17 protein-coding genes are annotated in these 22,155 nt (G+C 73.1%); all 17 read right to left on the bottom strand.

The genetic code is table 11. The features are described from left to right. Positions 1–138: 138 nt before the first annotated feature. Complete coding sequence (locus BM085_RS13765; protein WP_093887376.1) at positions 139–1,521, bottom strand: hypothetical protein; 1,383 nt, start codon at positions 1,519–1,521, stop codon at positions 139–141. Positions 1,522–1,560: 39 nt separating this feature from the next. Beyond that, complete coding sequence (locus BM085_RS13760) at positions 1,561–3,177, bottom strand: hypothetical protein (protein WP_245789303.1); 1,617 nt, start codon at positions 3,175–3,177, stop codon at positions 1,561–1,563. A 76-nt stretch (positions 3,178–3,253) separates the two neighbouring features. Then, positions 3,254–5,398, bottom strand: coding sequence for a primosomal protein N' (locus BM085_RS13755; protein ID WP_093887375.1), 2,145 nt, complete (start codon positions 5,396–5,398; stop codon positions 3,254–3,256). Between the two features lie 497 nt (positions 5,399–5,895). Further along, entirely contained in the window at positions 5,896–7,152 is a 1,257-nt protein-coding gene (locus tag BM085_RS13745; RefSeq protein WP_218158703.1) for a LuxR C-terminal-related transcriptional regulator, read from the bottom strand. Positions 7,153–7,192: 40 nt separating this feature from the next. Next, positions 7,193–9,520, bottom strand: a complete 2,328-nt coding sequence (locus BM085_RS13740) for an ATP-binding protein (RefSeq protein ID WP_143120912.1) — start codon at positions 9,518–9,520, stop codon at positions 7,193–7,195. A gap of 148 nt (positions 9,521–9,668) precedes the next feature. Then, positions 9,669–10,856: a methionine adenosyltransferase gene (gene metK / locus BM085_RS13735; RefSeq protein ID WP_093887371.1), complete on the bottom strand. Its 1,188-nt coding sequence runs from the start codon at positions 10,854–10,856 to the stop codon at positions 9,669–9,671. Positions 10,857–11,000: 144 nt separating this feature from the next. Then, entirely contained in the window at positions 11,001–11,576 is a 576-nt protein-coding gene (locus BM085_RS13730) for a TPM domain-containing protein (RefSeq protein ID WP_093887370.1), read from the bottom strand. 113 nt (positions 11,577–11,689) lie between these two features. Then, positions 11,690–12,058 (bottom strand): hypothetical protein, encoded by a 369-nt coding sequence (locus tag BM085_RS13725; protein ID WP_031162703.1) that lies wholly within the window; start codon positions 12,056–12,058, stop codon positions 11,690–11,692. Between the two features lie 91 nt (positions 12,059–12,149). Continuing rightward, on the bottom strand, positions 12,150–13,535 hold the full coding sequence (gene coaBC, locus BM085_RS13720) for a bifunctional phosphopantothenoylcysteine decarboxylase/phosphopantothenate--cysteine ligase CoaBC (protein WP_281249845.1): 1,386 nt from the start codon (positions 13,533–13,535) through the stop codon (positions 12,150–12,152). A 35-nt stretch (positions 13,536–13,570) separates the two neighbouring features. After that, on the bottom strand, positions 13,571–13,834 hold the full coding sequence (rpoZ, locus tag BM085_RS13715; RefSeq protein ID WP_012889517.1) for a DNA-directed RNA polymerase subunit omega: 264 nt from the start codon (positions 13,832–13,834) through the stop codon (positions 13,571–13,573). 13 nt (positions 13,835–13,847) lie between these two features. Next, complete coding sequence (gmk, locus tag BM085_RS13710) at positions 13,848–14,462, bottom strand: guanylate kinase (RefSeq protein ID WP_043655522.1); 615 nt, start codon at positions 14,460–14,462, stop codon at positions 13,848–13,850. Positions 14,463–14,614: 152 nt separating this feature from the next. Further along, positions 14,615–14,938 (bottom strand): integration host factor, actinobacterial type, encoded by a 324-nt coding sequence (gene mihF / locus BM085_RS13705; RefSeq protein ID WP_012889515.1) that lies wholly within the window; start codon positions 14,936–14,938, stop codon positions 14,615–14,617. A 186-nt stretch (positions 14,939–15,124) separates the two neighbouring features. Further along, a complete protein-coding gene (gene pyrF, locus BM085_RS13700; protein WP_093887369.1) occupies positions 15,125–15,838 on the bottom strand; it encodes an orotidine-5'-phosphate decarboxylase in 714 nt (237 codons plus the stop codon). Then, positions 15,835–16,809, bottom strand: coding sequence for a dihydroorotate dehydrogenase (locus BM085_RS13695; protein ID WP_093887368.1), 975 nt, complete (start codon positions 16,807–16,809; stop codon positions 15,835–15,837). Before BM085_RS13695 ends, pyrF begins: the two co-directional genes overlap by 4 nt. Beyond that, on the bottom strand, positions 16,799–17,632 hold the full coding sequence (locus BM085_RS13690) for a dihydroorotate dehydrogenase electron transfer subunit (RefSeq protein ID WP_245789302.1): 834 nt from the start codon (positions 17,630–17,632) through the stop codon (positions 16,799–16,801). Before BM085_RS13690 ends, BM085_RS13695 begins: the two co-directional genes overlap by 11 nt. 58 nt (positions 17,633–17,690) lie before the next feature. Next, positions 17,691–20,984, bottom strand: coding sequence for a carbamoyl-phosphate synthase large subunit (gene carB / locus BM085_RS13685; protein WP_093887366.1), 3,294 nt, complete (start codon positions 20,982–20,984; stop codon positions 17,691–17,693). Beyond that, positions 20,977–22,155, bottom strand: coding sequence for a glutamine-hydrolyzing carbamoyl-phosphate synthase small subunit (gene carA, locus BM085_RS13680; protein WP_093887365.1), 1,179 nt, complete (start codon positions 22,153–22,155; stop codon positions 20,977–20,979). The genes carB and carA overlap by 8 nt, the downstream gene beginning before the upstream one ends.

The following is a 22,155-nucleotide window of genomic DNA, read 5'->3' as shown; positions in this document are numbered from 1 at the left end:
CTTCCGCGCGCGCACGGCCCGGCGGCGAGGTCCCCGGCCGTCCGGCGGCCGGCCCCGAGCGCGGCGGCGGCGGCCGCGCCGGTGGAACCGCGCTCCCCGCCCCGGCCCGTCCCGGTGATCCGCTTCGCGGACCGGGCTTCAGCGCGAGCGGGCCTTCATGGCCGCCTTCCGCGCGGCCTTGCCCACCGCCGCGTCGCTGTGGTGGGCGCCCAGCAGGTCCAGCACGGCGATCGTGTCGGGATGGTCGACCGAGGTCATCTCCTCGACGACGCGGACCAGGTCCTCGCCGGGTTCGAGCATGTCGAACTCGCACATCGCCTCGGGGGCGTTGCCGAGGTGGATCAGCGAGGCGAGCGTGTCGACCGCGATCCAGGTGCTGTCGGCGGGCGTCAGGGCGGGCGCCGGCAGGTCGCGGATGTGCAGCCAGGAGGCGGCGTAGCGCCACATGGCGGGCTCGCTGAGGGCCTCCCTCAGCGGGACCTCGGCCTCGGGGCCGAGCTCCTCCAGGATCGTGCCCACGGTGCCGCGCTGGCCGGCCGTACCGGATGCGGCGATCTTGACCAGCTCGCGGGCGGCGGCCTCCGGGGAACGGGACTCCAGCCACACGGTGACGGCGCTGGGGGCGGCGGAGCGCTTCATGATCGCCTCGACCAGCTCGGCCGCGCCGAGGTCGGCGAAGACCGCGACCTCGGCCCCGGTGGGGGCGTCGTGGCCCTCGCGCAGCAGGTCCTGGCGGACCGCCCACATGCCCAGCGGGGTCAGCCGGGGCCAGCCCGCCCCGGACAGCTCGATGAGCCCGCAGTAGCCCAGCAGCGAGAGCGCGCCCCGCAGCTCGCCCGGGAGCGCCGCGGTCAGCGCCCGCATCTCCGCGGGACGGGCCTCGCAGGCCACCTCGTGCGACTGGAGGATGCCCTTGACCAGGGTGGCGGGAGACAGGCCGTCGCTCACGGCGTACATCGTGGCGAGCATCTCGGCGAGGTGGTCGTCCACCACCGAGGACCCGGTCAGACTGTCGTCCGCGCGGTCCAGGACGTCCATGACCACGCCGTCCCAGAACCCCAGCAGCGCCGCGGAGGGCAGCTCGGCGGAGAGCGCCAGCGGGCCGGCCGTCGCCACGCCCCGGGAGATGCGGACCATGCCGGTGTTGACCGCGACCACCCAGAGCAGGTGCAGCCGCGCCGGATTGGGCACTCCGAGCTCGGCGCAGGGCAGGAACGGATCGGGCAGCAGGCCCTCGGGGGTCACCTCGCGGGTGCCGGTCCACGCCGCCAGCCGCTGGGCGTCCAGCACCAGGGGGACCCGGAGCACGGCGGCCGCGAGCTCGTCGTCGGGGGCGAGCACGACCGGCGGGAAGCTCAGCACATCGGTGCCGCAGCCCGGGCAGTCGCAGTCCTTGTCGTCGGGAGAGGTCGCGTCGAGCACGGCCGCGCGTGCCTCACGGGACCCCGATCCCAGCTCGTCGACCAGCCTGCGCAGTTCGCCGAGATCGAAGACGTTGCCGGTGTTCCCGCTCTTTGCCACCCGTGAAACTTACTGCACTGGAGCCACACGGGTGTACGGCTAACCGATAGCCCGGGACCGTGCTTTGAAGGCGGCCTTGCGGGCGGCCTTGGCCACGTTCTGGTCGTTCAGGGAGCGGCCCAGCAGCTCAAGGACCTCGACGACCTCGGGATGGTCCACCCGCCACATCTCCTCGATCACGTGTGCCGGCGGACCGGACGCGGCCATGTTCTCGGCGAACGTCTCCGGGTCGTCCTCGGCGGCGGAGATGGCCAGGGCGAGCATGTCCACGCTCATCCAGAGCACCTCCTCCTGGGAGAGCGCCGGGGCGGCCAGGCCCCGTGTGGAGAGCCAGTGGATGGCGTGCGGGCGGAGCTCGGCCTCGTCGAGACAGCGGCGGACCGCGGGCTCGGCGTCCGGGCCGAGCCGGTCCACGATCGTGACGGCGATGCCCCGGACGACCGACGGCGCGCCGGAGGCGGCGCCCAGCAGCTCGGCGGCGGCCTGCTGCGGGGTCCTGCTCCGCAGCCAGCCCTCGATGTCGGCCTCGGCCATCTCGGTGGGCATCCCGGACAGCAGCCCCTCGATGAGCTCGGGAGCGTCGGCGGCGGTCAGGTCGGCCGCCTCGGGCGCCTCGATGCCCAGGTCGGTGTAGTGCTCCCGCAGGCCCCAGACGGCCAGCGCGGTCAGCTCCAGGGTCTCCTCGCTCGGCTCGGCGATCCCGCAGTAGGCCAGTCCCCGCACGGCCTCGGCGACGTCCACCTCCCCGTCGTCGAGCAGCCCGATCTCCTCCAGGTATTCCATGACGAGGGGGATCGGCACCGGCGCCTGCAGCCGGTAGAGCATGTCGCACAGGCCGTAGAGCTCCTCGTCGAGGGACCGGTCGCCGGTCACGGCCCCACCGGTCTCCTTCTCCACGAGGAACTCCACCACCGCCGCCCACGTGTCGAGCGGGTCGAAGTCCTCGCCGTCGAAGACGGCGGTGCCCTCGACCTCGACCAGGCCGGTGTGCACCGCCAGCTCCCACAGGAGGCCGGGGGCGGCCACCGCGAGCTGGGCGGTGGCCTCGGCCGCGTCGCGGACCCGCAGGCGTCCCTTCACCGTCGGCGTGCGGCCTCCGGCCAGCATCCACTGGACCAGCCGCCGGACGTCGGTGAGCAGGGGCACCCGCAGGGCGCTCTCGGCGAGCGCCTCGCGGGGGGCCAGCCGGGCCGGGGGCAGGGGGGAGCATCCCGGGCAGTCGCAGAACTCGGCGGCGGGCTCCTCCACCGCCGGCACCGAGACGTCGCCCTCCTCCAGCGTGTCGGCGCCCATCGCGCTGAACAGGCTCTTGGCCATGCCGAACTTCGAGGTGTCGGCCAGCGCGATCGGCATCTCGGGCTCGATCCGGTCCAGGACGGCCCGCATGCGGACGGCCATTTTGCCGCCGATCTCCTCGGTCGCGAGCAGGAAGTCGACCAGGGTGCGGGCGGCGGCGACGGTCTCGGGGGCACTTTCCGGCGGGGCGATGACCTTGCGCGGGTAGATGTTGAGCAGCAGTTCCTCGAAAGTGACCGGGGTGAAATCACCCAGCTCGTTCACGTCCAGATAATCGCTCGCGTAGTCGCAGAGCAGCCGCACCTCGTCCACGTCAACGTCCAGGCCGTACGCGCGCCCCCACGCGCGCAGATCGTCCACGGCCCGATTTACCCATTCGATCGACACAGGGGAAAATTAACGGCTTACTGTCAGCACCGCGAATCGGGGAAACAACTCAAATCACATCGAGAGGGTCAATGCACACCCTGACCACCTCGGGAGCCTTGCGCGCCGAACGCACCCCTACGGCCCCCTTCAACGCGGCGGCCAGCGCCGATCCCGCCCCTCTCGGAACCCGCAGCATGGCGCGTTCTCGCACCTGGTCGCCCCTGGGCGAGTCGACCGGGACGGGCCCGAGAACCTGCGCCCCCTCCGGCAGAACGACCTCGCCGAGCATTTCCCTGACCGCCGCGGCGGAACCGGTCAGCGTGGCCATCCTTACCGCCGGGGGGAAACCCAGTTCTGTCCTGTCGGCCAGTTCCCGCTCGGCGTGGGTGACCGGATCCCAGCGCAGCAGCGCCTGCACGGCGAGCACCGAGGAGTCGGCCAGCACGACCAGCTCGGCCTGGGGCCGCAGCAGCGCCGCGGCGTTCATCCACCGGCGGAGCGTCTCCTCGGCGACCCGCAGGTCCGGCCGGCCCAGCAGCGCCCATCCGTCCAGCAGCACGGCCGCCGCGTAACCGCCCTCGGCCACCGGTTCGGCGCCCGGGGTGGCCACCACCAGGGCGCGGGCGGCGCCCACGGTGGCGAGCACGCCGTCCTTGCCCGAGGTCCTGACCTGGACCGAGGGGAAGGCCCGCCCCAGCTCCTCGGCCGTACGGCGGGCGCCGATCACCTGCGCCCGCACCCGGACGCCGCCGCAGGCGGCGCAGCGCCACTGCCCCGCGATCCGGCCGCACCAGCGGCAGTAGGGGGCGGCGTGGCCGCCGCGCAGCGCGAGCGGCCCGCTGCAGTGCCCGCAGCGGGCCGGGGCCCGGCAGTTCTGGCAGGCCAGCGCGGGCAGGTAACCCCGCCGGGGGACCTGCACCAGCACCGGGCCGGCCGTGAGCCCGGTCCGCAGCGCGCGCCAGGCGAGGCTGGGCAGCCGGGCCGCCCTCGCCGCCTCGTCCCTGGCCAGTTCGGAGTCCTCCCCGGCCGGACGGACCCTCGGGGCCCTGGTCCTGACCGTCTCGCGCGCGGCGGCGATGGTGCCGGCCCAGCCGGTGGCGACGAGCTGGGTGGCCTCGGCCGTACGGGCGTATCCTCCGACGAGCAGGCCGGCACGGCTCTGGTAGGCCCGGAGCGCGAGGATCTCCCGGGTGTGCGGATAGGGCGCGAGCCGTTCGGCGTGCAGGTCGTCGCCGTCGTCCCAGACCACCGCCAGCCCGAGGTCGCGCACCGGCGCGAACGCCGCCCCCCGGGTGCCGACGACGGCACGCGCCTGTCCCCGGAGCACCCGCAGCCACCGGCGGTAGCGCTCGGCGGGCCCCAGGTCGGCGGTGAGCGCCACGTGCGCGCCGGGCTCCAGGGCGGCGCTCAGCGCCGCGTCGGCCAGCGTCACGTCCTTGCCGTCGGGGAGCACCACGAGCGCGCCCCTGCCGCTCCGGAGGGTCTCCCGGACGGCCACCGCGACCGCCGCGGCCCACTGCGGCCCGCCCTCTCCCGTCCCGGGCAGCGCGGTCCACACCGCGCGCGGCGAGAGCCCCTCGGCGAGGGCCGCCAGGAACGACTCCCCGTCCGGGTAGTCGGCCCAGGGGCCCGGCCCGGCCTCCCGCGCCGGCTCGGGGCCGTCCGGCGGCCCGGCGGCCGGGGGCGGGGGGACCGCCTCGGCCTCCCGTCCGGGCTCGGGGCCGCCCGGTGGCCCGGCGGCCGGAGGGACCGCCTCGGCCTCCACCTTGGCGTGGCGGGGCGGGACGGCCAGGCGCAGGACGTCGGCCAGGGTTCCGGCGTAGCGGTCGGCCACGGCGCGGGCCAGCGCGACGATCTCCGGGGTCAGCACCGGCTCGGGCGAGACGACCTTCTCCAGCCGGGCCAGCTTGCCCTCGTGCTCGCTGGCCTCCAGCCGCTCCAGCAGGAAGCCGTCGACGAGCTTTCCCGCGAAGCGGACCCGGACCCGGGCACCCGGCACCGCGTCGGCGTCCACCGTGGCCGGGACGAGGTAGTCGAACGGCCGGTCCAGGTGCGGCAGCGGGGTGTCCACGGCCACCCGCGCGACCGGCAGCACCGCGGCCGGCTCCGGAACCCCCTTGGCCGGCCTGGCGGGAACGGGCGCGGGCCGCTCACGTACGGCGTCGAGCGGCAGCAGGGCGCCGTCGTCTGGTGAGGGGCTGGCGTGGGTCACCCACTTGTCCTACCAGATCCCGGGGGCGGCGAAGGCGGCCGGGCCGCGGAGCGCGGCCGTACGGGGGAGGCGGCCGGCCGGGCCGGCTCCCCCGGGACCGTACCCGGCACGGGAAGCGTCCGGTGCGGGAGGCGATCGGCGCGGGAGGCGTCCGGCACGGGAGGCAGCCGGCGCGGGAAGCGATCGGCGCGGGAGGCGTCCGGCACGGGAGGCAGCCGGCGCGGGAAGCGATCGGCGCGGGAAGCGTCCGGCACGGGAGGCAGCCGGCGCGGGAAGCGATCGGCGCGGGAAGCGATCGGCGCGGGAAGCGTCCGGCACGGGAAGCGATCGGCCAGTGGGTCACGCCCGACACGGAGAACACCCCGGCGATACATCAGGCGGAAGGGGACCCCTCCCTCAACACCGTCTGACTGCTGCGGAACGCCGGAGCGCACGGTGCCCCACTGGCCGCGTCCATCATGGCCGCCGTCACCGGCATCCCGCATCGGGCGATGTGCCTATGGAGATGCCCGTCCGTCGTTCTCGGCCACCCAGGCGGCCACCTGGGTGCGCGAGGCGAGACCGCCCTTGGCGAGGATGTTGCGGACGTGCGCGTCCACGGTGCGCTTGGCGATGTCCAGCCGGGCGGCGATCATCGGGTTCGACAGCCCCTCGGTGATCAGCTCGGCCACCTGGAGCTCCCGGGCGCTCAGCGTGCCGGTGACCGCCCGCGCGACCCGGCCGGGCTGGTGGACGCGGAGGGACCGCCCGGCGCCCCGCAGCGGCTCCTGTACGGCCGGCCGCCACCGGCCCCCGGACGGTTCCAGCCCGACCTCCCGGTAGGCCTCCAGCATCCTGTGGCGGCCTTCCGCGTCGCGGAGCACCACCGACCGCTCGACCAGGCCGGCCAGGACCGGCGCGACCCGGCCCGGCCCGAGCCCGGCGCCGCAGGCCCGCTCGGCGGCGGCCAGGTCGAAGGGGCCGGGCAGCGCCGACAGCAGTGCCCACAGCCCGCGCTGCTCGTCGTCGCAGAGCCGGTGGCTCCACTGGACGGAGGCCCGCAGGTCGCGGTGGCGGGGCAGCGCGCTCCTGCTGACCCCGGTCAGCAGCGTGAGGCGGTGGCGGAGCCGCTCCAGCAGGTCCCGGGCCGAAAGGGAGCGCATCCGGGCGGCGGCGAGCTCGATCGCCAGCGGCAGCCCGTCCAGCCTGGCGCAGATCTCGGCGACCACCGGCGAGACGGCCGGTGTCAGGGCGAAGCCGGGGTCGGCGGCCACGGCCCGGTCCTCGAACAGCCGCACGGCCGACGGCAGCGGCAGCGGCGCGAGCCCCAGCACCCGCTCCCCCGGCAGGCCCAGTGGCTGGCGGCTGGTGGCCACCACCACGATCCTCGACGCCCTGCCGAGCAGTGCCTCCACCAGTGCGGTCACCTCGCCGAGGAGATGCTCGCAGGTGTCGAGCACGACGAGCAGCCGCCTGTCGCCCAGCGCCGAGGCGATCTCCGGCGGCGAGAGGGCGCCGCCCGCCTCCAGCGTCTCGGCGACGGTGGCCGCCGGATCGGCCGTGCCCGACAGCTCGACCCGCCAGACCCCGCCGGTGAAGCCACGGCGCAGGGTGTCGGCCAGGCGCAGGGCGGTGCGGGTCTTGCCCACCCCCGCGGGGCCGGTGAGGGTCAGGAGCCTGGCGCCGGCGAGGTGCTGCAGGCCCTCGGCCAGTTCCTCGGCCCGTCCCACGAAGCTGGACAGGTCCACGGGCAGATTCCCCGGCCGCCTCGCCATTTTCGCCCCCCATGTCCGCCGAAACGCTACCAGGCGGTATTCACGCGTTCTCCGGAGCGGCGGAGCCCCCCAGGCGCCGCCGGGTCGCCCAGGCCGCGACCTGGGCGCGCGCCGAGAAGCCGAGCTTGGCCAGGATGTGCTCGACATGGGAGTCGACGGTCCGCTGCACGACCATCAGCCGGTGGGCGATCTGCCGGTTGGTCAGCCCCTCGGCGACCAGCTCGGCGACCTCCCGCTCCCTGCGGGTGAGCGGCGCCCAGCCGGCGTCGCGGCGTACGGCGCCCCCGGCGGCCTCCTCCTCGCCGAGCGCGTAGGCGATCGCCCCCTCCAGGCCGAGCGCGGCCCCCTCGCGGGCCGCCTGGTCGTAGTCCCTGCGCGACAGGCTCCGCCTGACCAGCTCGGCGCAGCGAGCGCTGTCCTCGACCATCAGCGGGTAACCCAGCAGGCCCTTGTCCCGCCATCCGGTGCGGGCCGCGCTGAGCAGCCGCCCCGCCCTGGCCGGCTCACCCCGGTCCACCGCGGCGGCGGCCAGCAGTTCCAGGCACAACACGATCGCCATGGCGTCGGAGAAGTGCCTCTTCACCCGTAACGAGTCGCGCGCGTGGGAGGCCGCCCGGTCCGCGTCGCCCTCGGCCATCGCGACCAGCCCCAGCCCGTAGTCGGCGTAGGCGCGCGCCCACGCGTTCCCCTGCTCCTCGCAGAGCCGCCGGCAGCGCAGGAAGACCTCCCGGGAGGCCGCGGTCTCACCGCGCCAGATCAGGCTCAGGCCCAGCTCGACCATCGACGGCAGGAGCACCTCGGGGAGGTGCGGGCCGGGGCCGAGCCGGTCCACCACGGCGCTCAGCCGGGCCTCCCCGCCGCGCAGATCGCCCTCGATGACGGCCAGCGTGCCGCTCAGCTTGAGCAGCAGGAGCCGGAGCGTGTCACCGCCGGGCGGGGAAGCGCGCCTGCACCGTTCCAGCAGCAGCCGCGCCTCGTCCAGGTGCCCCCGGGCGATGGCGACGTAGGCCAGGATGAGCGTCGCCCACGACCACGACGCGGTCCCGGGCAGGCAGCGGGCGAGCAGCCGCTCCAGGTGGTGGTGGCCCTCCCGGAGCATCCCGCAGGCGATCCAGAGGTACCACAGCGTCGAGGCCATGTTCAGGCCCGTCTCGTGCTCGGCCGGGTCCTCGGCGCACAGGTCGAGGGCCGCGCGGATGTTGGGCCAGTCTCGCCGGATCCGCCCCCACAGCTCCACCTGGTCGGCGTCCGGGCCGACCTTCCGTCCCCGGTGTGCCAGTTCGAGGTAGTGGCGCAGGTGGCGGCGGCGCAGCCACTCGCGTTCCCCGCTCTCCAGCAGCCTGGCGGCGCCGTACTCCCGGATGATGTCCAGCAGCCGGTAGACCGTGCCCTCGCCCCGTCTGACCGGGATCACGATGGACTTGTCCACCAGGCCGAGCAGGGCGGGCAGGATCCGTTCGGCGGGCAGCGCCCCGTCGGCGCAGACGCCCTCGGCCGCGGCGGCGTCGAAGGTCGAGACGAAGACCGGCAGCCGCGACCAGAGCAGCCGCTCGTCGTCGGTGCACAGCTCGTGGCTCCACTCGACGGTCGCGCCGACGGTCGGGTGCCGCCTGTCCGCCGTGAGGCCCGACAGCAGCCAGAGCCTGTCGTCGAGCAGGCCGAGGATCCGGCCGATCGGGAGCGTGCGCATCCGGACGGCGACCAGCTCGATGGCCAGAGGGATGCCGTCGAGCCTGGCGCAGACCTCGGCGACCTGAGCGGCGTTCCCGGCGGTGAGCGTGTAGTGCGGGTCGACGGCGGTGACGCGCTCCAGGAAGAGCGCCACCGAGTCGCAGCGGGCGAGCACGGCCACGGACTCCACCGCGCGCGGGCCGGGCAGGGGCATCGGCGCGAGCGCCACGATGTGCTCGCCGGGCACGCCGAGCGACTGCCTGCTGGTGGCCAGGATCCGCAGCTCGGGACTGCTCTCCAGGAGGGTCTGCGCCAGCCGCGCGCAGGCGTCCACGAGATGCTCGCAGGTGTCCAGGAGCAGCAGGGTCTGCCGGTCGCGGAGATGGTCCGCCAGCGCCTCGACGTCCGGGCGGTCCGACGGGTCCGCCAGGTCCAGCGCCTGGGCCACGGCCTCCTCCAGGTGACCGGGATCACTCACCCCGGCCAGTTCCACGAACCGGACGCCGTCGGCGAAGGCTCTGCGCACCCCGGAGGCGGCCTCGACGGCCACCCTGGACTTGCCGATGCCCGCGCCCCCGGTGACGGTGACCAGTCTGGAGGCCTGGAGCAGGCGCCTGACCTGGCGGACCTCCTCCTTGCGCCCCACGAAACTCGTGACCTCCACCGGTAGTTCGCCCGTCCCCGACCGCCCGCTCACATCTCTCCTTCAAGATCTTGAAAAAAAGAAGCTACACAGGGATCGACGTCTCAGGGCCGCGGGTGGTGGTCAGAGCCCTGCGGGACGGGCGGCCCCGCAGACGCGACAGCCCCCGTGGGAGGTCCCACGGGGGCTGCGGCGGAGCGGGTCAGAGACCGGCGGCGGTGCGCAGGGCCTCGGCGCGGTCGGTGGCCTCCCAGGAGAACTCCGAGCGGCCGAAGTGACCGTAGGCGGAGGTCGCCGAGTAGATCGGGCGCAGCAGGTCGAGGTCGCGGATGATCGCGGCCGGGCGCAGGTCGAAGACCTGGAGCACGGCCTGCTGGATCTTGTCGATCTCGACCTTCTCGGTGCCGAAGGTCTCGACGAACACGCCGACCGGGTGCGCCTTGCCGATGGCGTAGGCGACCTGGACCTCGGCGCGGTCGGCCAGACCGGCGGCCACGATGTTCTTGGCGACCCAGCGCATGGCGTAGGCGGCCGAGCGGTCCACCTTGGACGGGTCCTTGCCGGAGAAGGCGCCGCCGCCGTGGCGGGCCATGCCGCCGTAGGTGTCGACGATGATCTTGCGGCCGGTCAGCCCGGCGTCGCCCATCGGGCCGCCGATCTCGAAACGGCCGGTCGGGTTGACCAGCAGGCGGTAGCCCTCGGTGGAGATCTCCAGGCCCTCGAGCACCGGGTCGACCACGTGCTCCTTGATGTCCGGCGCGAGCATCTCCTTGAGGTCGATCTCGGCCGCGTGCTGGGTGGAGACCACCACGGTGTCGAGGCGGACCGGGCGGTCGCCGTCGTATTCGATGGTGACCTGGGTCTTGCCGTCGGGGCGGAGGTAGGGCACGGTGCCGTCCTTGCGGACCTGCGACAGGCGCTCGGCCAGGCGGTGCGCGAGCTGGATCGGCAGCGGCATCAGCTCGGGGGTCTCACGGCAGGCGTAGCCGAACATCAGGCCCTGGTCGCCCGCGCCCTGGCGGTCGAGCTCGTCGACGCCCTCGCCCTCACGGGCCTCGTAGGCGTCGTCGACGCCCTGGGCGATGTCGGGCGACTGCGCGCCGATGGACACCGACACGCCACAGGAGGCTCCGTCGAAGCCCTTGTGGGAGGCGTCGTAGCCGATCTCGAGGATCTTCTCCCGGATGAGACCGGGGATGTCGACGTAGGTCTCCGTCGTCACCTCTCCGGCGACGTGGACCTGACCGGTGGTGATCAGCGTCTCGACGGCGACACGGCTCTTGGGGTCACCCTTGAGCATGGCGTCGAGAATCGCGTCACTGATCTGGTCGGCGATCTTGTCCGGGTGGCCCTCGGTGACCGACTCGGAGGTGAACAGGCGACGGGACAAGTCAGTGGCTCCTCATGCAGCGGCTGCTGGCGTCTGGGGGCTCTGGCGTCGATACGACACCAGGAGCGCTGAGCCGAAGTCTAGCCGTACCCGGAGCAGCGTCGCGAAACCATCTCGTGTCCAGCTTCGGCGCGCCGTACCGATTCACCCCCACGATCGGTCGGGAATCGGTACGGCCGGCCCCTGGCGGGGGCCGTGAGCCGGGCCGTTCCACGCCGAGACGGTGCCCGCGGAGGCCAGCACCGCGTCGTACTCCCTGGCCGCGACGATCGGCGCGCCCGCCCAGTCGGAGTGCCGCAGCTCGGGCTCGATCGCGGTCGCGGCCACCGAGTCGAGCTGCGCGCCCGACAGCGGGAAGGCCTGGTCGGCGGAGACGGCGTAGCGGCCCTCCCCGGTGGCGACGGCCAGCAGCAGGTCGAGCGGGCCCAGACCGCTGAGCCGGGCCGTCGTGGCGGCCCAGTCGGTCGCGTCCAGGCCGGAGAAGCTCCGGACGTAGACGACGTACAGGCGGACGCCGTGACGGCCCCGCAGTCTCGCGATGGCCGCCTCGACCTCGGCCCGGCGGCCGCCGAGCGCGCTCGCCCGGTCGGTCACCGGCTCGGTGACCGCGACCGGCGGCTCCGGGACGGCGGCCGGCGGATCGGCGTGCGCCGCGGCCCCCCACGGGGACAGCGACAGCGTCAAGGTCAGCACGGCCAGAACGCGAACGATGTGCGGCATCCGCAGCCCCCGCAGCCGGGCCGGCCCCGGAGCCGCCCCCTTGACCGGCGCATCCCCAAGTGACCCGTGCCATCCCTGGACGGCCCACCTGCACTCGTGTTCACACTAAGAGGTCACAGGTCGGGCAGCGGATCGGGGGGCAGCGTCTCGGGCGCGAACACCTCGGCGTCGGCGGCGCGGACCACCGCCGCGTACTCCTCGTCGATCTCGAACACCATGTCGCCGAGCTCGATGGCCGCGCCCGCGGAGAACTCCACCGGGCCGAGCCTCGTCCGGCGCGCGTGGGTGGCGTAGACCGAGGTCGGCGCGTCCTGGTCGAAGAACTTGGTGGACAGCACGGAGATCGAACGGTCGGTGACCACGATCAGGAAGGTCGCCATCCCCGGCGAGCCGACCGACAGCGCGGGCAGGATGTAGCGCATGTCCTCCCCTGGGGGGAGCAGGGCGCGGCAGCGGGCCCTGACGGCGGCGGGGACCGGCATGGTCAATTCCCTTCATGCTGCAACTCGTGCTGCAACGTCGCAGGTCACTCCGGACGCAGTATCCGCCGTACGGGGAGGTCCGGCAAGCGGATCAGGGCAGTCGCCGGGCGACGAGATCCCAGACCGCGTCGGCGAGGTCCTCCTTGGGACCGCGCGGGATCTCCACCGGCTCGCCGTCGGCGGCCAGGACCACCGCCGCGTTGTCCGGGGTGCCGAAGGCGAGGTTGTCGCCCACCTGGTTGACGACGAGCAGATCGCAGCCCTTGCGGGCCAGCTTGGCCCGCCCGTTGGCCAGGACGTCGTCGGTCTCGGCCGCGAACCCCACGATCACCGACGGGTATGGCTTGAGCCCCTCGCGGCGGCGGTCGCCCAACTCGGCGAGGATGTCAGGATTTTTCACCAGATGGATGGGGTCGGGCTCGGCGGAGGTCTTCTTGATCTTCGAGCCGCTCTGCGCCGAGGGCCGGAAGTCGGCGACGGCGGCGGCCATGACCACGGCGTCGGCGCCCTCCATCGCCTCCAGCACGGCGGCGCGCAGCTCGACGGCCGACTCCACCCGGACCACCGTGGCCCCGGCGGGATCGGGCAGGGCGACGTTCGCGGCCACCAGGACCACCTCGGCGCCGCGGGCGACGGCCGTGCGGGCCAGCGCGTATCCCTGCAGGCCCGAGGAGCGGTTGCCGATGAAGCGGACCGGGTCGATGGCCTCGCGGGTGCCCCCGGCGGAGATCACCAGACGGCGGCCGGCCAGGTCGGCGGGGCGCCCGGTCAGGACCCTGCGGCAGACCTCGAAGATCTCCTTGGGGTCGGGCAGCCGGCCGCGGCCGGTGTCGGCGCCGGTCAGGCGGCCCACGGCGGGGTCGATGACGATCGCGCCGCGCTCGCGGAGCGTGGCCACGTTGGCCCGGGTCGCGGGGTGCTCCCACATCTCGGTGTGCATCGCGGGGGCGAACACCACCGGGCAGCGCGCGGTGAGCAGGGTGTTGGTGAGCAGGTCGCCGGCCAGCCCGTGGGCGGCCTTGGCGAGCACGTCGGCGGTGGCGGGAGCGACGACCACCAGATCGGCGCCCTGTCCGATCCGGACATGGGGCACCTCGTGCACGGACTCCCAGACGTCGGCCGTCACCGGGTTGCCGGACAGGGCCGCCCAGGTCGGCTCGCCGACGAAACGGAGCGCCTCCCGGGTCGGGACGACGCGGACGTCGTGACCGGACTCGGTGAGGAGGCGGAGCAGCTCGCAGGCCTTGTAGGCGGCGATTCCCGCGCTCACGCCGAGGACGACGGCGGGTTTACGGCTCCGGTCCGGTCCGGGCCCGCGGCTCCGGCCGGTTCCGTCGGATCCGGGCCCCTGGCTCCGGTCGTGCCCGTCGGGCTCGGCCGCCGGAGGCCGGTCGCCGCCGACGCCGTCCTGCCCGGCGCGCTGGAGACCGTGGTCTCGCCCGCCGCCCGGCGCCGCCCGTCCGGCGGGCCCGTTCACCGTCGCACCCTCGCCAGGCGTCCGCATCGGTGGGACTAGCCCTCGATCGGCTCGGAGGTGAGCAGGCCCTCGCTGACCTCGCGCAGCGCGATGGACAGCGGCTTCTCCTGGGCGTGGGTCTCCACCAGCGGGCCGACGTACTCCAGCAGGCCCTCGCCGAGCTGGGAGTAGTAGGCGTTGATCTGGCGCGCGCGCTTCGAGCCGAAGATCACGAGGCTGTACTTGCTGTCGACGATGTCGAGGAGCGCGTCGATCGACGGGTTGGTGATGCCTTCGGAATAGGCGGCGTTCGTTGCCACGTTGTGATTTCCCCTAGCTAGGTGAACGACCGGGGCTCGAAGCCTCGGGAGCATCAGCCAGTAAGGCTATCAGCCGATGACATACATCCTGGACGGACGTGTTCACAAGAGTCAGGTCGAATTCCTGCTCCGCGGCCATCTCGATCCGGCCCGCCGCCAGACGCCGGGCGATGACGTCCTCGGGCTCGGTTCCCCTGCCGCGCAGGCGCTTCTCCAGCTCCTCCCAGGTCGGCGGGGCCAGGAAGACCAGCACCGCCTCGGGCATGCTCGCCCGGACCTGGCGCGCGCCCTGGAGGTCGATCTCCAGCAGCGTGGGCACTCCGGCGGCGAGCTTCTCGAGCACCGGGCCGCGCGGCGTGCCGTACCTGTTGCCGGCGAACTCGGCCCACTCCAGCAGCTCGCCGGAGGCGGCCAGGCGGTCGAACTCGTCGTCGTCGGCGAAGAAGTACTCCACCCCGTGGGTCTCCCCCGGCCGGGGCTTCCTGGTGGTCACCGAGACCGACAGCCACACCTGGGGGTGTGCCCGCCGAAGCTCGGCGACGACCGTGGACTTGCCGACGCCTGACGGCCCTGAGAGGACCGTCAGGCGGTTGCCGGTCGGCCCGGCGGAGGCTCGCGCCGCCACCAGGCCTGCGACCGGGGAGGTGAAGCCACCGGACCCGCTCTCAGCGGTTCCCTCCGGGACCCGACTCTCGCCGGGCCACGACGTTCCGGTCACTCCAAACCCCCCGTGATGCCGTTCCCGCGGATGCGGGTGAGCGTGTTCTTACTGAACCGAGACTAGCTCTCGGCACCGCCGAACTCACGCTCGAGCGAAGCTCGCTGGTTGGCGCCGAGGCCCCGCACGCGGCGGGACTCTGCGATGCCAAGCCGCTCCATCAGCTGCTTGGCGCGGACCTTGCCCACGCCGGGGAGCGACTCCAGAAGGGCCGACACCTTCATCTTGCCGATGACGTCGTCGGCCTGCCCGTCTTTGAGCACCTCAGCCAGAGAGATCGCGCCGTGCTTCAGGCGATTCTTAACCTCGGCACGCTCTCGGCGGGCCTTGGCAGCCTTCTCTAGGGCTGCGGCGCGCTGCTCAGGGGTAAGGGGAGGAAGAGCCACGCCGGGTCACCTCGAATTTCCTGTGGATGTACTCGGACGGGAAGGGAAACTAGCTGGTCATGACGCTTCAAGCAACGTCAACCCCAGTTTCTTCCCTTAGAAAATCTACTTCGTCACTTTGTGTAGCCGAAAAGTCGCCGAGCGTCGACGAAACTGCGCTCAGCGCCGTGTTTCCCGCGATTTGGATCACACCGCGCGTCCGCTGCCGGCGAGGGTCCGCCGGAGCGCCGCGGCGATCCCCGCGGCGGCCGCCCCGGGGTCGGCCGAACCGGTGATCGGGCGGCCGATGACCAGAAGATCGGCCCCGTCGGCGAGCGCCCGCTCAGGAGTCGCTACTCTTGCCTGATCCTGACTCGCGGCGCCGACGGGGCGGACGCCGGGAGTGATCAGGGTGATGTCCGGCCCGACCTCTGCCCGCACCGTGGCGACCTCACGCGGCGAGCACACGAGGGCCTGGGCGCCCGCGCCGACGGCCACGACCGCCAGACGGCGCACGGCGTCATCGGAGGGACCCGTGACGCCGATCCGCTCCAGATCGGCGTCGGAGAGCGACGTGAGCACCGTCACGGCCGCGATCTGGGTGTCGGGCAGGGCCTCCACCGCCGCCTGGATCATCGCGGGGCCACCGGCCGCGTGGACGGTCAGGATGGCGGGCCTGAGCCGCGCCACGGCCTTGGCCGCGCCGGCGACGGTGTTCGGGATGTCGTGGAGCTTCAGGTCGAGGAACACCTGCACGCCGCTCGCCCCGCGCACCGAGGCGATCACCTCGGGTCCGTAACGGAGGTAGAGTTCGAGTCCGACCTTGACCGTGCTGACGTGGGGCGTCACCAGGCTCGCCCAGTGGGCCGCGGTCTCCAGGTCGGGTGCGTCCAGGGCGACGGCGATGGGTGCGGGCGTCACAGGGAACTCTCCTCTAGATCTATCCGGTGCCGGGTGGGCGCCCCCGGCGGGCGATGGGCCAGCCCGACCGCGTCGGCCAGCCGGTGGAACCCCCGGGCCGCCAGGAGCTCCTCCAGCTCGCGCAGGATGCGCAGGCAGGCGTAGGGGTCGTGGAACAGCGCGGTGCCGACAGCGACGACGCAGGCCCCGGCGAGGACGAGCTCGAAGGCGTCCCTGCCGGTCAGCACGCCGCCCATGCCGATGATGGGCACGCTGGGCAGCGCGGCGTGCACCTGCCACACGCAGCGTACGGCCAGCGGCCGGATGGCCGGTCCGGACAGCCCGCCGGTGACCGCCGCCAGCGACGGGCGCATGGCCTCGGTGTCGATGCTCATGCCGAGCGGGTTGTTGATCATCGAGAGCGCGTCCGCGCCGCCGTCCACGCACGCGCGGGCGACGCTCACGACGTCCATCACGTCCGGGGAGAGCTTGGCCACCACGGGCACGTCGTAGCGCATCACCGAGCGCACCGAGGCGATCACCTCGGCCGAGGCGGCCCCGTCGCGGGCGAAGACGCGCCCCCGGTCCTCGATGTTGGGACAGGACAGGTTGACCTCCACGGCGCTCACCCCGGGGGCGTCGGTGAGCCTGCGGGCCAGCGCGGTGTACTCGGCCACGGTGCCGCCGCCGATGGAGACCACGGTCCTGACGCTCCGCTGGGCCAGCCAGGGCAGCTCGCGCTCCAGGAAGGCGTCCACCCCCGGCCCCTGGAGGCCGATGGCGTTGAGCATGCCCGAGGGCGTCTCGGCCATCCTGGGGGTCGGACGGCCCGCTCTGGGGGCCATCGTGATCGACCGCGTGGTCAGCGCGCCGATCCGGCCCAGGTCGAAGAACTGGGCGAGCTCGGAGCCCGACGCCGCGCACCCCGCGGCCGTGATGATCGGGTTGACCAGTTCCACGTGTCCCAGGTACGTCCGCATGTCAACCGACATTGCGCGATCCCCCACCGGGCGCTCCGAGCGCGTCGAACGGGATCGTTCCCACATCGTCGAAGCGGACGCGCTCGCCCCGGAAGACCGGCCCTTCGACGCACGAGCGCACCATCCGGGTCACGCCGTCGTCGCCGATGACGGGCAGCACGCACGTCATGCAGACGCCGATCCCGCACGCCATCCGCTCCTCCACGGCCACCTGGACCGGGATGTCGAACTCGACCGCCACGGCGGTGACGCCGCGCAGCATCGGCATCGGGCCGCAGGCGTAGACCGCGTCGGCCCGGACGTCGGCGATCACGCCGGGCAGCACGTCGGTGACCCGGCCGCGCAGGCCCAGGGAGCCGTCCTCGGTGGTCAGCGTGGTCGTCTCCCCCATCCTGCGGGCGCGCAGCGCGCCGAACACCCGGTCGGCGGAGGCCGCGCCCAGTACGAAGTCGACGCGGCAGCCGCGCCGCTGGAGCGCGTCCGCCACGGCGAACAGCGTCGCCGAGCCGTACTCGCCGCCCACCAGGACGCAGGTCACCGGGTCGCGCGGCAGCGGGAACGGGCGGCCGAGCGGCCCGACCAGATCCAGCGTGTCGCGGGCGCGGCGCTCGGCCAGCCACGCCGTACCGGGACCGCGCACGGTGAAGACGAACTCCACCGTGCCGCCGTAGTCGGGCTTGACGTCGTGGATGGAGAAGGCACGGCGCGTCAGCGTTGACGTCTGCGCCCCGCCGACGGCCACCGAGACGAAGTGGCCGGGCCGGAAACGCTCGGCGATGCCGGGCGCGACCACGGTCAGCGCATGATAGGCGTCGACCCGGCGCGTCGTCAGCACCGTGCCCGTCACCTGTACCGGAGTAACAGGCGTCTCCCTCACCTCCGCCTAAGGCGCATCAGCCCCGCAACCGCTGGGCGTGCTCCTGGAGCGACCGTACGCCGATGTCGCCGCGGACGATGGCCTGGATGCCCTGGACGGCCGCGGCGAGCCCCTGGACGGTCGTGATGCAGGGGATGCCCCGCAGCACGGCGGCGGTGCGGATCTCGTAGCCGTCCAGCCGCGGCCCGGACTGGCCGGGGCTGCCGAAGGGCGTGTTCACGATGAGATCCACCTCACCATCCAGGATGCGCCGGCCGATGGTCGGCTCACCCTCGGGACCGGTTCCATCGCTCTGCTTTCGCACGATCTTGGCATGGACGCCGTTGCGGCGCAGCACCTCGGCCGTTCCCTCGGTGGCCAGAATCTCGAAACCGAGGTCCGCGAGCGCCTTGACCGGGAAGATCATCGCACGCTTGTCCCGGTTCGCCACCGAGACGAACGCCCGTCCGCCGGTCGGCAGCGAGCCGTAGGCGGCGGCCTGCGACTTGGCGTAAGCCGTGCCGAAGAACCGGTCGATGCCCATGACCTCGCCGGTGGAGCGCATCTCCGGGCCCAGCACGGTGTCCACGCCGCGGAAGCGGTTGAACGGCAGCACCGCCTCCTTGACCGCGATGGGCGCGTCCAGCGGCATGGTGCCGCCGTCGCCCTCGGCCGGGAGCATGCCCTCGGCGCGCAGCTCGGCCACCGTGGCGCCCATCATCACGCGGGCCGCCGCCTTGGCCAGCGGCACCGCCGTGGCCTTGGAGACGAACGGCACCGTACGGCTGGCACGCGGGTTGGCCTCCAGCACGTAGAGGATGTTGGCCGACATGGCGTACTGCACGTTGAGCAGGCCGCGCACGCCCACGCCGCGGGCGATCTCCTCGGTGGCGGTGCGGATGCGCTTGATGTCGTGGCTGCCGAGCGTCATCGGGGGCAGCGAGCACGCCGAGTCGCCGGAGTGGATGCCGGCCTCCTCGATGTGCTCCATCACGCCGCCGAGGTAGAGCTCCTCGCCGTCGAACAGCGCGTCCACGTCGATCTCGACGGCCTCGTCGAGGAACTTGTCCACCAGCACCGGGTGGTCGCTGGCCGCGCCGGCCTTGGACATGTAGGTCGTCAGCGTCTCGTCGTCGTAGACGATGGCCATGCCCGCGCCGCCCAGGACGTAGGAGGGCCGGACCAGGACCGGGTAGCCGATCTCCCCGGCGATGGTCAGGGCCTCGTCCACGGTGACCGCGGTGCCGTGCTTGGGCGCGGGCAGCCCGGCCTCGGCCAGGACGCGGCCGAACGCGCCGCGCTCCTCGGCGAGGTGGATCGACTCCGGCGAGGTGCCGACGATCGGGACCCCGGCGTCCTTGAGCGCCTGGGCCAGGCCGAGCGGGGTCTGGCCGCCGAGCTGGACGATGACGCCCGCGACCGGGCCGGTCTGCTGCTCGGCGTGGACGACCTCCAGGACGTCCTCCAGGGTGAGCGGCTCGAAGTAGAGCCGGTCGGAGGTGTCGTAGTCGGTGGAGACCGTCTCGGGGTTGCAGTTGACCATGACGGTCTCGTAGCCGGCCTCCGACAGCTCGAAGGAGGCGTGCACGCAGGCGTAGTCGAACTCGATGCCCTGGCCGATCCGGTTCGGCCCCGAGCCGAGGATGAGGACCTTGGGTCGCTCGCCGTACGGGACCTCGGTCTCCTCGTCGTAGGTGGAGTAGAGGTAGGGCGTGCGCGCGGCGAACTCGGCGGCGCAGGTGTCGACGGTGTTGTAGACCGGCCGGACGCCGAGCGCGTGGCGCAGGTCGCGGACCCGGGGCTCGGTCATGTCGCGCAGCTCGGCGATCTGCAGGTCGCTGAAGCCGTGCCGCTTGACCTTCGTCAGCACCTCGGCGGTGAGCTGGGGGGCCTGGCGCAGCTCGGCGGCGACCTCGTCGATCGCGTAGAGCTGGTCCAGGAACCACGGGTCCACCGCGGTGGCCTCGAACAGCTCGGCGGGCGTGGCCCCGGCGCGGATGGCCTGCTGCATGGTGAACAGCCGGCTGTCGTGCGGCGTGCGGCAGGCCCTCAGGAGGTCGTCCTTGTCGCCCGGCTCGCCCGCCCAGGTGAAGACGGCGCCCTTCTTCTCCAGCGAGCGCAGCGCCTTCTGCAGGGCCTCGGGGAAGGACCGGCCGATGGCCATGGCCTCGCCGACCGACTTCATGTGGGTCGTCAGGGTCTGGTCGGCGCCGGGGAACTTGTCGAAGGCGAAGCGGGGCACCTTGACCACGATGTAGTCGAGCGAGGGCTCGAACGACGCCGGGGTCTCCTTGGTGATGTCGTTGGGGATCTCGTCCAGGGTGTAGCCGATGGCCAGCTTGGCGGCGATCTTCGCGATCGGGAAGCCGGTGGCCTTCGAGGCGAGCGCGCTGGAGCGGGAGACGCGCGGGTTCATCTCGATGACGACCATGCGGCCGGTGGCCGGGTCGACGGCGAACTGGATGTTACAGCCGCCGGTGTCCACGCCGACCTCGCGGATGACCGCGATGGCGACGTCGCGCATGTTCTGGTACTCGCGGTCGGTGAGCGTCAGGGCGGGGGCCACGGTGACGCTGTCGCCGGTGTGCACGCCCATCGGGTCGATGTTCTCGATGGAGCAGACGATGACGACGTTGTCGGCCTTGTCGCGCATGACCTCCAGCTCGTACTCCTTCCAGCCGAGGATGGACTCCTCCAGGAGCACCTCGGTGGTCGGCGAGGCGTCGAGGCCCGCTCCGGCGATGCGGCGCAGTCCCTCCTCGTCGTGGGCGAAGCCGGAGCCGACGCCGCCCATGGTGAAGGAGGGGCGCACGACCAGCGGGTAGCCCAGCTCGCCGGCGGCCGTCAGGCACTCGTCCAGGGTGTGGCAGACGAACGAGCGGGCCGAGTCGGCGTTGAGGCCGCGCTCCCGCGCGACCTTGGCCACGATGCCCTTGAACAGCTCGCGGTTCTCGCCCGCCTGGATGGCGTCCACGTCGGCGCCGATCAGCTCGACGTCGTATTTGGCCAGGACGCCGGCCTCGTGCAGGGCGATCGCGGTGTTCAGCGCGGTCTGGCCGCCGAGGGTGGGCAGCAGCGCGTCGGGGCGCTCCTTGGCGATGATCTTCTCGACCATGTCCGGGGTGATCGGCTCGACGTAGGTGGCGTCGGCGAACTCGGGGTCCGTCATGATCGTCGCCGGGTTGCTGTTGACGAGGATCACGCGGAAGCCCTCGGCGCGCAGCACGCGGCAGGCCTGGGTGCCCGAGTAGTCGAACTCGCAGGCCTGCCCGATCACGATGGGCCCGGAGCCGATCACCATGACCGACTGGATGTCCGTGCGCTTAGGCACCCTTGCTTCCCTCCGTGTCGGCGCCCGGCTCCTCGCCCGCGCCCGCGGTCACGCTCACTCGTCCCCTGGCCGATTCCATCAGCGCGCAGAAGCCGTCGAACAGGCCGGCGGAGTCGTGCGGACCGGCCGCGGCCTCGGGGTGGTACTGGACGCTGAAGGCGGGGCGGTCGAGCAGCCGCAGTCCCTCGACGCAGTCGTCGTTGAGGTTGACGTGGCTGACCTCCGCCGGGCCGTACGGCGTGTCGAAGGTCCCCTCCAGGGGGGCCCGCACGGCGAAGCCGTGGTTGTGCGCGGAGATCTCCACCTTGCCGGTGCGCCGGTCCTGGACCGGCTGGTTGACCCCGCGGTGGCCGTAGCGGAGCTTGTAGGTGCCCAGGCCGAGGGCCCGGCCGAAGATCTGGTTTCCGAAGCAGATGCCGAAGAACGGCGTGCCGGAGTCGAGGACCCCGCGCACCGCCTCGACCGGCCCGTCGGCGGTGGCCGGGTCGCCCGGGCCGTTGGAGAAGAACACCCCGTCCGGGTTGAGCGCGAGGATGTCCTCGGCGGTGCTGGAGGCCGGCAGGACGTGCACCTCGCAGCCGCGCTCGGCCATCCGGTGCGGGGTCATCGCCTTGATGCCGAGGTCGACGGCCGCCACGGTGAAGCGCTTGGCGCCGACCGCCGGCACGACGTACGGCTCGGCGGTCGAGACCGCCTCGGCCAGGTCGGCGCCCTCCATCGCGGGGCTGCGCCGGACGCGCTCCAGGAGCTCCTCGACCGGGGCGAGGGCGGCGCCGGAGAAGACGCCGGCGCGCATGGCGCCGCGCTCGCGCAGGTGGCGGGTGAGGGCACGGGTGCCGGCGATGGCGATGGCGACGACGCCCTGCTCCCTGAGGTAGTCGTCGAGGGAGCGGTTGGCCCGCCAGTTGGAGGAGACGCGCGCGGGCTCGCGGACCACGTAGCCGGAGACCCAGACGCGCGAGGACTCGGGGTCCTCGTCGTTGACCCCGGTGTTGCCGATGTGCGGCGCGGTCATCGCGACGATCTGGCGGTGGTAGGAGGGGTCGGTGAGCGTCTCCTGGTAGCCGGTCATCCCGGTGTTGAAGACCATCTCACCGAAGGTCTCCCCCTCGGCTCCATAGGGAGTCCCATGGAAGACACGTCCGTCTTCCAGCACTAGCACTGCGGTCAC

Source organism: Streptosporangium canum (assembly GCF_900113865.1).
GTDB classification, from domain to species: domain Bacteria; phylum Actinomycetota; class Actinomycetes; order Streptosporangiales; family Streptosporangiaceae; genus Streptosporangium; species Streptosporangium canum.
This window is presented reverse-complemented; position numbering and strand designations above follow the sequence as displayed.

What these genes read in the sequence shown, in the direction of transcription:
- BM085_RS13745 (WP_218158703.1), bottom strand. Translation starts at nt 7,152, where the DNA reads ATGGCGAGGCGGCCGGGGAATCTGCCCGTGGACCTGTCCAGCTTCGTG.
- BM085_RS13730 (WP_093887370.1), bottom strand. Translation starts at nt 11,576, where the DNA reads ATGCCGCACATCGTTCGCGTTCTGGCCGTGCTGACCTTGACGCTGTCG.
- BM085_RS13725 (WP_031162703.1), bottom strand. Translation starts at nt 12,058, where the DNA reads ATGCCGGTCCCCGCCGCCGTCAGGGCCCGCTGCCGCGCCCTGCTCCCC.
- BM085_RS13695 (WP_093887368.1), bottom strand. Translation starts at nt 16,809, where the DNA reads ATGTCGGTTGACATGCGGACGTACCTGGGACACGTGGAACTGGTCAAC.